General features: G+C 63.0%; 11 protein-coding genes and 1 tRNA gene. 4 read left to right on the top strand and 8 right to left on the bottom strand.

Annotated features, from left to right (window positions below; all coding sequences use genetic code 11):
* A partial coding sequence (locus LQ952_RS14225; RefSeq protein ID WP_238623285.1) for an acetate--CoA ligase family protein occupies window positions 1-920 on the bottom strand: 920 nt, incomplete at its 3' end.
* Window positions 921-1087: 167 nt separating this feature from the next.
* Between LQ952_RS14225 and LQ952_RS14220 the strand changes: the two genes are divergently transcribed.
* Window positions 1088-2017, top strand: coding sequence for a histone deacetylase family protein (locus LQ952_RS14220; RefSeq protein WP_238623284.1), 930 nt, complete (start codon window positions 1088-1090; stop codon window positions 2015-2017).
* Window positions 2018-2069: 52 nt separating this feature from the next.
* On the opposite strand, the gene LQ952_RS14215 is transcribed toward LQ952_RS14220, so the two are convergent.
* The 4 genes from LQ952_RS14215 to LQ952_RS14200 all read right to left on the bottom strand — a co-directional run bounded on the left by LQ952_RS14215 (window position 2070) and on the right by LQ952_RS14200 (window position 6686).
* Window positions 2070-2627 (bottom strand): thioredoxin family protein, encoded by a 558-nt coding sequence (locus LQ952_RS14215; RefSeq protein WP_238623283.1) that lies wholly within the window; start codon window positions 2625-2627, stop codon window positions 2070-2072.
* Between the two features lie 25 nt (window positions 2628-2652).
* Window positions 2653-3687, bottom strand: coding sequence for an NADP(H)-dependent aldo-keto reductase (locus tag LQ952_RS14210; protein ID WP_238623282.1), 1035 nt, complete (start codon window positions 3685-3687; stop codon window positions 2653-2655).
* Between the two features lie 141 nt (window positions 3688-3828).
* Entirely contained in the window at window positions 3829-4719 is an 891-nt protein-coding gene (locus tag LQ952_RS14205; RefSeq protein WP_238623281.1) for a phosphoribulokinase, read from the bottom strand.
* Between the two features lie 128 nt (window positions 4720-4847).
* The gene (locus LQ952_RS14200) at window positions 4848-6686 is read right to left on the bottom strand and encodes an SLC13 family permease (protein WP_238623280.1); all 1839 of its coding nucleotides are present in this window, start codon (window positions 6684-6686) and stop codon (window positions 4848-4850) included.
* 177 nt (window positions 6687-6863) lie between these two features.
* Here LQ952_RS14200 and LQ952_RS14195 point away from each other — a divergent pair, with 177 nt between their 5' ends.
* Window positions 6864-7718, top strand: coding sequence for a universal stress protein (locus LQ952_RS14195; RefSeq protein ID WP_238623279.1), 855 nt, complete (start codon window positions 6864-6866; stop codon window positions 7716-7718).
* Here LQ952_RS14195 and trmB read toward each other — a convergent pair.
* Genes trmB through thiS form a run of 3 tightly spaced genes read right to left on the bottom strand, consistent with a single transcriptional unit; the run spans window position 7711 to window position 9521 of the window.
* Window positions 7711-8427 carry a tRNA (guanosine(46)-N7)-methyltransferase TrmB gene (gene trmB, locus LQ952_RS14190; protein WP_238623278.1) on the bottom strand — a complete coding sequence of 239 codons (717 nt, stop codon included), beginning with the start codon at window positions 8425-8427 and terminating at the stop codon, window positions 7711-7713. The genes LQ952_RS14195 and trmB overlap by 8 nt on opposite strands.
* 55 nt (window positions 8428-8482) lie before the next feature.
* Window positions 8483-9295: a thiazole synthase gene (locus tag LQ952_RS14185; protein ID WP_238623277.1), complete on the bottom strand. Its 813-nt coding sequence runs from the start codon at window positions 9293-9295 to the stop codon at window positions 8483-8485.
* Between the two features lie 25 nt (window positions 9296-9320).
* On the bottom strand, window positions 9321-9521 hold the full coding sequence (thiS, locus tag LQ952_RS14180; protein ID WP_238623276.1) for a sulfur carrier protein ThiS: 201 nt from the start codon (window positions 9519-9521) through the stop codon (window positions 9321-9323).
* Between the two features lie 131 nt (window positions 9522-9652).
* Between thiS and LQ952_RS14175 the strand changes: the two genes are divergently transcribed.
* Together LQ952_RS14175 and LQ952_RS14170 are read left to right on the top strand one after the other, a co-directional pair.
* Window positions 9653-9726, top strand: a tRNA-Gly gene (locus LQ952_RS14175).
* Window positions 9727-9847: 121 nt separating this feature from the next.
* Window positions 9848-10276, top strand: coding sequence for a Fur family transcriptional regulator (locus LQ952_RS14170; protein WP_430733430.1), 429 nt, complete (start codon window positions 9848-9850; stop codon window positions 10274-10276).
* Window positions 10277-10419: the final 143 nt, after the last annotated feature.

The following is a 10419-nucleotide window of genomic DNA, read 5'->3' as shown; positions in this document are numbered from 1 at the left end:
GTGACGATGGCCAGTCGATTGCCTTCGATCTTGTAGCCGCTGGAGAGGATGCGGGCCGCGGAGAACAGTTGCTGGATGGTCATGGCCCGCACGGCGCCGGCGCGCTCCAGGGCGGCGTCGAAGACATCGTCGGCCCCGACCAGGGCGCCGGTATGGGACATGGCCGCCCTTGAGCCTTCCGCATGACGACCTGATTTGATGACAATGACCGGTTTCATGCGGGCCGCTGCCCTCAGGCCGCTCATGAATCGTCGGGCGTTGCGGACCCCTTCCACATAGACCAGGATGCTGCGGGTCTCCCGGTCCAGGGCCAGGTAGTCCAGCACCTCGCCGAAGTCCACGTCCGAGGCATCGCCCATGGAGACCACGGCGGAAAAGCCGATCTCCTGGCTTTCCGCCCAGTCCAGGATGCCGGTGCAGATGGCGCCGGACTGGGAGACCAGGGCCAGGTTGCCGGGCTGGGCCCGGTTATTGCTGAAAGTGGCGTTCATGCCCCGGCTGGGACGCATGATGCCCAGGCAGTTGGGACCGAGGAGACGCAGATCGTACTCCTTGGCGATCTCCATCACTTCCTGTTCCAGGCGCTTGCCCACCCGGCCACCCTCGCTGAACCCGGCGGACAGGACCACGGCGCCTTTTACCCCGTGTTCGCCGCAATGACGCAGGATGCCGGGCACCGTGCGCGCGGGCGTGGCCACGACCACCATGTCCACCGGACGACCGATGGCTTCCACATCCGGGTAGGCCTTGCGACCCTGGACGTTCTCATGCTTGGGATTGATCGGGTAGAGCTCGCCATTGAAGCCGGCATCGATGAGGTTGCTGAAGACCAGGGTGCCGAGGGCGTTGGGCCGCTCGCTGGCGCCGATGACGGCCACGCTGCGAGGGGTGAAGATGCGGCTGAGAAAGTGAGGTCCCATGATTCGACGGTCGATGCCCCTGAGTGAGTGTTCGTCCGAGTATAGTACGGTGGATGCTGCGGTGCGGCGAAACCGCTTTCCGAGTAGGGCTTTCATCAGTTTGCGCGCCTCTTTTTGCTGCACTGCTTCGCGGTAGTATGGTCACGACTATCAAGGAGTCCATGACCATGACCATCGCATTCATCACCCATCATGACTGTACCCTGCATCGGGTTGCCACACATCATCCTGAGGTGCCTGAGCGTCTGGCGGCCATTGATGATCGCATGCTGGCCTCGGGGCTGGGTATGTTGCTGCGCTATTACGACGCGCCCCTGGTCACCCGGGAACAGCTGCTGCGCGTCCATGCCGAGGATTATATTGACTGGGTGGAGGCCTCGGCACCGGGCGTGGGCGGGATGGTCTGTCTGGATGAGGGGGACACGGTGATGACCGAGCATACCCTGCAGGCGGCCCGGCGCGCGGCGGGGGCGACCATCCTGGCGGTGGATCTGGTCATGGGCGGTGAGGCCAACTCGGCTTTCTGCAGCGTGCGCCCCCCGGGTCACCACGCGGAGCGTGCCCGCGCCATGGGTTTTTGCATCTTCAACAACATTGCAGTAGGGGCCGCCCATGCCTTGGCGCGTCACGGTCTGGAGCGAGTGGCGGTGGTGGATTTTGATGTCCACCACGGTAATGGGACGGAAGAGATCTTCCGGAATGAGCCACGGGTGATGTTCTGTTCCACCTTCCAGCACCCCTTCTATCCCTTTACCGGCACGGAGGCGGATACCTCGCATATCGTCGGTGTGCCGCTGCCCAAGGGGACGACGGGTACGGATTTCCGAGAAGCGGTGGCGGAGCACTGGCTGCCGGCTCTGGAGGCCTTCCGGCCCCAGCTGATGATGATCTCAGCCGGTTTTGATGCCCATCGGGAGGAGGACATGGCCGACTTCATGCTCATTGAGGACGACTACGCCTGGGTGACGCGCAAACTGCGGGAGATTGCCCAGCGTCATGGTGAAGGGCGGGTGGTGTCCTGTCTTGAAGGGGGGTATGCCCTGTCGTCCCTGGGGCGGTCGGCCTGTGTGCACGTGGATGCCCTGATCGGGCCGTGACGGCTCTCCATCCCCCACCCTTCTCCCCAAAAGGGGAGAAGGGTGGCTGGTACTATTCCTTCCACTTGATGTTACAGCCCAGACTGGGCTTCTGCTCCTGCGGCGCCGGCTGCCCTGCCAGCAGGGCATCGGCGGCGGCGCGCAGGTCTTCGCCGGTGACCGGGATGTCGCTGCCGGGGCGGGAGGCATCGAACTGTCCCCGGTAGAACAGACGGCGGTCTGCGTCGAACAGATAAAAATCCGGCGTGCAGGCGGCATCATAGGCCCTGGCCACCGCCTGGGTCTCGTCGAACAGGTAGGGGAAGGTGTAGCCGAAACGACGGGCCTCGTCTTGCATCTTCTCCGGGCTGTCTTCCGGGTAGTTCTCGACATCATTGGCATTGATGGCGATGACCGCCAGCCCCTTGTCGGTATAGGTTCGGCCGAAACGGGCAAATTCATGACGGATCAGCTGCACGAAGGGGCAGTGATTGCAGATGAAGGCGATAACATAGCCCCGGGCATCGGGGAAGTCATCCAGGGATACCTGCCGGCCAGTGCTCGGGTCGGGCAGGTGGAATGCCGGGGCCGGGGTGCCCAGTTCCAGCATCTTGGATTCTGTTCTTGCCATGGTGTGTGTCCTCCTCGTGATGACGTCATGGGCAGGGGATGGTGTGGCGCTGGTGCACCGCCTCGATCTCCACCAGGACGGCTTCGCTCAATGTGATGTCCAGGCTGGCGATGTTTTCTTCCAGTTGATCCAGTCGGGTGGCGCCGATGATGTTGCTGGTCAAAAAGCCGCGGCTGTTGACGAAGGCCAGTGCCATTTGGGCCGGTGACAGCCCGTGGCGCCGGGCGATGTCCACATAGGCGCGGATGGCCGCTACGCCGTGTTCCCCGGAGTAGCGGGAAAACCGGGAGAACAGGCTCAGGCGACCATCTGCGGGCGGGGACTCCAGATATTTGCCGCTCAGGGCGCCGAAGGCCATGGGTGAATAGGCCAGCAGCCCCACTTGTTCCCGGTGCGCCATTTCCGCCAGCCCCACTTCGAAACTGCGGTTGAGCAGGTTGTAGGGGTTCTGGATGGAGACGACGCGAGGCAAGTCCTGGCGCTCGGCCACGCGCAGGTATTCCATCAGGCCCCAGGGTGTCTCATTGGAAATGCCGACGGTGCGCACCTTGCCCGCCTTGACCAGATCTCCCAGCACTGCCAGCGTTTCGGCGATGGGAGTGTCATCCGTTTCCGGTTGGTGCTCATAGGCCAGCTTGCCGAAGTAGTTGGTGCTGCGCATGGGCCAGTGGATCTGGTACAGGTCCACGTAGTCGGTCTGCAGACGCTGGAGGCTGTCGTGCAGGGCCTGCTCCAGGTGGGCGCGGTCATGGCGGGGGCCGCCGCGGATATGCCCCAGCTCGCTGCCGGGGCCGGCGGCCTTGGTGGCGATCACCAGGTCATCACGGCTTCCCCGCCGGGCCAGCCAGTTGCCCAGGTAGGTTTCGGTACGGCCCTGGGTCTCCGCGCCGGGAGGGACCGGGTAGAGTTCCGCCGTGTCGATGAAGTTGATGCCGTGGTCCACTGCCATGTCCAGCTGGCTGTAGGCCTCGGCTTCGGTATTCTGTTCGCCCCAGGTCATGGTGCCCAGGCAGAGTTCGCTCACCGTGATATCCGAGGTGCCCAGAGGCCTGTATTGCATGATCTTCTCCTGTCCGGTTCAAGCGTTCAGGGCATGGTAATCCAGGATGTGCGCAATGACACGGCAATGGGTCTGTCCGTGATGGATATTCGTCGGGGACTCCCGCGTGGAAGTCCCCTGCGATGCCGGGCGTGACGGGACTTATCTGCGTTTTTCCAGCAGGTCGCGGATGATGGGGGCCAGGATGATTTCCATGGCCAGCCCCATCTTGCCGCCGGGCACCACGATGGTGTTGCGCCGTGACATGAAGGAGTCATGGATCATGTTCAGCAGGTAGACGAAATCCACCCCGAAGCGCTTGGGATCGCGGAAGCGGATCACCACCAGGCTTTCGTCCGGGGTGGGGATGTCGCGGGCAATGAACGGGTTGGATGTGTCTACCGTGGGCACCCGCTGGAAGTTGATGTCGGTGCGGGAGAACTGCGGGGTGATGAAGTTCACGTAGTCGGGCATGCGCCGCAGCATGGTGTCGACGATGGCCTCGGCGGTGTAACCTCGTTCCGCGTTGTCACGGAAGATCTTCTGAATCCACTCCAGATTGACGATGGGGACCACGCCGATGCCCAGGTCCACATGCCGGGATACGTCCACGTCACCATCCTTCACCAGGCCGTGCAGGCCCTCATAGAACATCAGGTCCGTACCGTCGGTAATATCTTCCCAAGAGGTGAATTCGCCGGGCTTGAGGTTGCTGTTGAGGCGGGCATTGTGATGGGCGGCCTCATCATCATTGTGGATGTAGTAGCGCTTTTTGCCGGTACCCGTTTCGCCGTAGGTCTTGAACAGTTCCTCCAGCTTGTCGAACAGGTTGGCATCGGGGCCGAAGTGGCTGAAATGATTGTTGCCCCGGGTGCCCGCCTCTTTCATCGCCTGCTTCATTTCCGTCCGGTTGTAGCGATGGAAACTGTCACCCTCGATGACCACCGGGTTGATGTGTTCGCGGCGGAAAATGTGCTCAAAGGCGTTTTTGACGGTGGAAGTGCCGGCGCCGGATGAGCCTGTGACGGCCACGATGGGATGTTTCTTCGACATGTTCTGACTCCTCTTTGCTTGATGGTAAAAGTCTGCGACCCATTATTTTTTGCGGCGCACCAGTGGCCGGGGCCGTGCGCCTTGTTATCGTGTGCACGTCGTGAGTCCTGCCTCGTATCGGGATGCGCCTAGAACACCAGGTTCAGCATCACCAGCGATACGATCAGGAACAGAATCGTCATGATGCTCCCCGCCCTCACGAAGTCCATAACCCGGTAGCCACCGGGACCCATGATCAAGGCGTTGACCTGGTGCGTGGGGATGAGGAAAGAATTGGAGGTGGCGATGGCCACGGTGAGGGCGAACACCCTCGGGTCCGCGTCCATGCCCATGCCTTGTGCCGCGACGGCAAAGCTCACCGCCAGCGGAACCAGTAGCACCGTGGCTCCCACGTTGGACATCACCAAGGTGAAGAACGTGGCCAGTATGGCCATGGTGGCCTGCAAAATCCAGGGAGATACCTGGCCGAGCAGAGACAGGGTCTGTTGGGCGATCCAGGCGGCGGTACCGGTCTGATCCACGGCGGCGCCCAGGGGGATGAGGCTGGCCAGCAGGAAGACCGTCTTCCAGCTCACTGCCCGGTAGGCCTCATCGATGCTCAGCACGCCGGTGAGGATCATGCCCACGGCCCCCGTGAGCAGGGCCACCGACAGACGCAGCTCGGTGAACAGGATCAGGGTCAGGGTGATGAGAAAGAAGGTCAGGGCAAAATGCACCTTCTGGGGGCGCAGCTCCTCGTGGGGGTAGTCGCTGGTGATGACCACGAAGTCCCGGTCCTTCTCGATTCGGGCCAGCGAGTCCCAGCGGCAATGGCAGACCAGGGCATCCCCCGCCTGGAGTGGAACTTCTCGCAGGCCCTGGCGGATGGTTTCCTCGCCCCGATGAATGCCCAGCACCGACAGCCCGTAGGTCTTGCGCATGGCAATGTCGGTGACGGAGCGGCCCACCAGGTGGGAACTGGGCGGGATCACCACCTCGCCGATCCCGGACCGGTTGGGGGCCAGGGCATCGGCGAAGATATCCAGTCGGTCGCTGAGCCGGTTGCCGGTCCTGGCGGCAAAGGCCTCCAGCGCCTCATGGCGCCCCAGCAGGGCCAGATGGGCATTGGGCTCGATGGCCAGGCCGCTCCAGGGGCCGATCCGGCGCTCGCCGTTCATGAACGTGGCCACGATGATGATGGGAAACTCCCGTTCCAGATCACCGACGGTCTGGCCTGCCAGGTGGCTACCGTCGCTCAGGCGCATTTCCCGGATCACGAAGTCCAGGCCGTAGACCCGCTGGAAATAGGCCTCGGTACTTTCCGCGTTGGTGCTTTCCCCCTTTGTGACAGGCAGGACGTAGCGCCCCAGCAGGACGAAATAGAGAATCCCGGTGGCTACCAGGGCGAGCCCGATGGGGGTCACGTCAAAGAGCTGGAAGGGCTCCATGCCCTCCGGCAGCAGGTCGTTGAGCAGGATCAGGGGGCTGGAGCCCACCATGGTGATCGTGCCCCCGAGAATGGCGCAAAACCCCATGGGCATGAGCAGGCGGGACATGTTTAGCCCGGTACGGGCGCTGATCCGGGAGACCACGGGGATGAACAGGGCGGCGGCGCCCACGTTCTGCATGAAGCTGGAGATGACGCCCACAGCGCCGGACACCATGGGCAAGATGCGTCGCTCCGTGTGCCCGCCGATCTTCATGATGAAGCCGGCTACATGGGTCATGACGCCGGTCTTGTCCAGCCCGGCCCCGATGATCATGACCGCGATGATGGACATGACCGCGTTGCTGGCAAACCCGTTGAACAGGTTCTGGACATCGGTGACGTCGTGCAGGCCCGGTACCAGGCTCATCAGGCCCAGCAGCACCATGATGCAGATGGCCGCCACGTCCACTCGAACCACTTCGGTGACAAAGAGCACGACGGTGAGTCCCAGTAGCCCCAGGACCACCATCATCTGCGGTGTTAGAACCAGTGATTCCATATCGATTATATGTGTATTAGATTATGGTATATATGCGCCAAACCTTTCCATTATTTCACTGTATTCCCGAAATGCAACTGTTCTCTTGGCGCCTCGGGTGCGGCGTCGCCTCTGGTCCGAAGGTCTGCAAGTTCGCTATGCTCATCTGACAGAATCCTTTGTTAAGAGACCCCTGCCATGGACTCACAGCTCTCCCCCGTGGGGCGGTTCCAGACCCTGCTGCTGGCAACCGACGGTACGGAATGCAGCGCCGGTGCCGAGGCCGTGGCGCTGGGCGCGGCATCCCGGTGCGAGTCCCGACTCATCCTCATGCGGGTGGTGCTGACCAATCCGGAATACGAATCCATGGCGCCCGACCGGGTGGCGGATGAGACGGCGGCCGCTCGGGATGATCTGGAACTCTTGCGCAAGCGAGCCGTGGATATGGGCATTGGCTGCGAAACTGTGATCCGCCACGGCGTGGATGCCTATCTGCCCGTGGTGCAGGCGGCGGAGGAAAAGCGTGTGGACTGCATCGTGGTGGGGCGTCGGCAGCGCAGTGACCTGGCCCGCCTGATGGTGGGGGATTCCACCGCCAGGATCATCGGTCATGCCCCCTGCAGTGTGCTGGTGGCCGCCCAGGGAGCGGATCGTCCCCGCCGCCGAATTCTGGTGGCGACGGATGGGTCCCGCCTGGGGGATGCCGCCTGCGTGGCGGCAGCGCACCTGTCTGAGGTTTGTGAACTGCCGCTGACGGTGCTGACGGTCACTTCAGCGGATCTGGACGAGGAGCGCCGTGCAGAGGCCGGTCAGACGGTGCAGCGCGTACTGGATACCCTGATGCGGGAACGTCGGGGGCGGGGTGCCGGGCTGGAGGGTATGGTGGAACAGGGGCGGCCGGATGCGGTGATCGTGGATGTGGCCCGCGGCCGGGGTGCGGATCTGATCGTCGTCGGCAGCCACGGCCGCACAGGTCTCAAGCGCCTGTTCATGGGCAGTGTCTCCGAACGGGTCATCGGTCATGCCCCCTGTCCGGTGCTGGTGGTCAAGTAGCGCCCGGTTCCCTGGTGAACATGACATCCCACACGCCGTGTCCCAGCCGTTGCCCTCGTTGCTCGAATTTGGTCAGCGGGCGGTATTCGGGGCGGGGGCTGAAACCCTCGCCGGCCAGGTTGCGGAATCCGGCGGCCTGATTCATCACCGTCAGCATGTGTTCGGCGTAGGGTTCCCAGTCGGTGGCCAGGTGCAGCAGGCCGCTTGCCCGCAGGCGTGATCCCAGCAATGCCACGAAGGTCGGCTGTACCAGGCGCCGTTTGTGATGGCGCTTCTTCGGCCAGGGGTCGGGGAAATAGATCTGTATCCGGTCCAGGGATCCTGCCGGGATCTGCAGCTTCAGGACTTCCACCGCATCGTGGCAGGCTACCCGCAGGTTGGTCAGCCCCAGGGTTTCGATGTGTTGCAGCAGATGGCCGACGCCGGGGCGATGGACTTCCACGCCGATGAAGTTCCGGTCCGGGTCTTCGGCGGCCATCCGTGCCAGCGATTCCCCGTTACCGAACCCGATCTCCAGCGTGACCGGTGCCTGTCGGCCGAACAGGGCGGGCAGATCCAGGGGTTCCGGCGTGAATGCCAGCCCCCAGCGCGGCCAGAGGTCATCCAGGGCGCGCTGCTGACCGGTGGTCAGTCGTCCTTCGCGGCGGACGAAGCTGCGGATCCGGCGACGGCCGTCAGTGGTGGGCATGAAAGGCAGTGAGTTGGTCATGAGGCGGGATCAGGCCATGGCGGACCCGGGTGGGCCCGCCGATAGTAACGATGGATTAGAAGAAGGTGCCGTCGATGGGGGACGAGGCGGAGGCATAGCGCCGGCGCGGCATCCGGCCCGCCAGGTAGGCCTCGCGACCGGCCAGGATGGCGTGTTTCATGGCCGAGGCCATGAGGACCGGGTTGCGGGCGGCGGCGATGGCGGTATTCATGAGCACGCCGTCGCAACCCAGTTCCATGGCGATGGCCGCATCCGAGGCCGTGCCTACGCCGGCGTCCACCAGGATGGGCACATTGGCGTTTTCCACGATCTCCAGCACGTTGTAGCGGTTCTGGATGCCCAGGCCCGAGCCGATGGGGGCTGCCAGAGGCATGACGGCCACACAGCCGATGTCTTCCAGGTGCTTGGCCAGGATCGGGTCATCGCTGGTATAGACCATCACCTTGAAGCCTTCGGCGACGAGGGTTTCCGCAGCCTTCAGGGTTTGTACCACGTCGGGGTAGAGGGTCTTTTCGTCGCCGAGCACCTCGAGTTTCACCAGATCGTGGCCATCCAGCAGTTCCCGCGCCAGGCGGCAGGTGCGCACGGCATCTTCGGCGGTATAGCAGCCGGCCGTATTGGGCAGAATGGTGTAGCGATCCGGCGGGAGCACATCCAGCAGATTGGGTTCGCCCGCATTCTGGCCGATGTTTGTGCGGCGGATGGCCACCGTGACGATCTCGGCACCGCTGGCCTCGGTGGCCTGGCGGGTTTCTTCCAGGTCCTTGTATTTACCGGTCCCTACCAGCAGGCGGGAGCGATAGGTGGTGCCACCGATCACCAGGGGGGAATCGGTAGCCGTATCCGGGGAGTGGCTTGTGGTCGACATGGGGATACCGTGTATGTGTTGAGGATTAACCGCCACCGATGGCCTGCACGATCTCGATGCGATCGCCGGCGTTGAAGCGGTATGTGTCGAACCGGCTGCGTGGCAGCAGCTCACCGTTCACTTCCATGGCCAGGCGCCGTCCGGTCAGACCCAGCGCTTCCACCAGAGTGGCTGCGGTGGACGGCTCCGGTAGCTGGCGGGCTTCGCCATTGACAATGATTTCCATTATGGAATGTTCTTCAAAAGACGGATCGTTGGGGGCGAACATCTTAACGTAAAGCAGCTCCGGGGCGCAGAGTGCCCCGTGCATATAGCCGTTGAGAAGCGAACCCCGAGCGCATACACTATGGCCACTGCGCGGGTGTAGTTCAATGGTAGAACCTCAGCTTCCCAAGCTGATGACGTGGGTTCGATTCCCATCACCCGCTCCAATTCCCTTTCGTATCCTTCCTCCGGACTCAGGCTTTAGTGCCTTCACGTTCTTTGTGCTGGCCGATGCGCCCAGGTTTCTGTGCTAGACTTTGTCTAAACGCAATCGTGATGGTTATGCCCATGAGACAGGTACATCCCAACGCAGCTCTGGAGCGGGAGGCCGTGATAAAGATGCTGCGCGAGCACCACATCACGCCCACCCAGCAGCGGGTGGACATCGCCATGGCCCTGTTCGAGAGGCCGCAGCATGTCTGCGCCGATCAGGTGCTTGTGCAGGTCAACGCAGTAGAGTCTCTGGTGTCCAAGGCCACCGTCTATAACACGCTGGGCTTGTTTGCGAAGAAGGGTCTGATTCGGGAGGTCTTGGTGGACCCGGCCCGACTCTTCTACGATTCCAATATGACCCCCCATCATCATATGTACCACACCGACTCCGGCATACTGGAAGACGTGGCGCCGGGACAGGTGCAGCTGGGGGCGTTGCCTGATGCGCCGGAAGGCATGGTGGTTGAGGGCGTGGATGTGGTCATCCGGGTCCGCCGGGTTTGAAGGCGGCAAAGACCTCTATACGAAGTTCGTTGGGGCGGGCATAAAAGCGCCCCTCCCCGGGGTGAGGGGAAGGTCTCGGCACGGTGACTTGGTTGTGCCTCCCCCTCATCCCCGGCCCTTCTCCCCCTGGGGGGGGAGGGGGG

Origin of the sequence: Ectothiorhodospira lacustris, from assembly GCF_022227785.1 — a bacterium.
Classification (GTDB): Bacteria; Pseudomonadota; Gammaproteobacteria; order Ectothiorhodospirales; family Ectothiorhodospiraceae; genus Ectothiorhodospira; species Ectothiorhodospira lacustris.
This window is presented reverse-complemented; position numbering and strand designations above follow the sequence as displayed.

Bases quoted from the DNA above. Each gene is read 5' to 3' on its own strand.
- LQ952_RS14215 (WP_238623283.1), bottom strand. From the start codon at position 2,627: ATGGCAAGAACAGAATCCAAGATGCTGGAACTGGGCACCCCGGCCCCG.
- thiS (WP_238623276.1), bottom strand. From the start codon at position 9,521: ATGGAAATCATTGTCAATGGCGAAGCCCGCCAGCTACCGGAGCCGTCC.
- LQ952_RS14170 (WP_430733430.1), top strand. From the start codon at position 9,848: ATGAGACAGGTACATCCCAACGCAGCTCTGGAGCGGGAGGCCGTGATA.
- LQ952_RS14195 (WP_238623279.1), top strand. From the start codon at position 6,864: ATGGACTCACAGCTCTCCCCCGTGGGGCGGTTCCAGACCCTGCTGCTG.
- LQ952_RS14220 (WP_238623284.1), top strand. From the start codon at position 1,088: ATGACCATCGCATTCATCACCCATCATGACTGTACCCTGCATCGGGTT.
- LQ952_RS14210 (WP_238623282.1), bottom strand. From the start codon at position 3,687: ATGCAATACAGGCCTCTGGGCACCTCGGATATCACGGTGAGCGAACTC.
- LQ952_RS14200 (WP_238623280.1), bottom strand. From the start codon at position 6,686: ATGGAATCACTGGTTCTAACACCGCAGATGATGGTGGTCCTGGGGCTA.
- LQ952_RS14205 (WP_238623281.1), bottom strand. From the start codon at position 4,719: ATGTCGAAGAAACATCCCATCGTGGCCGTCACAGGCTCATCCGGCGCC.
- LQ952_RS14185 (WP_238623277.1), bottom strand. From the start codon at position 9,295: ATGTCGACCACAAGCCACTCCCCGGATACGGCTACCGATTCCCCCCTG.
- trmB (WP_238623278.1), bottom strand. From the start codon at position 8,427: ATGACCAACTCACTGCCTTTCATGCCCACCACTGACGGCCGTCGCCGG.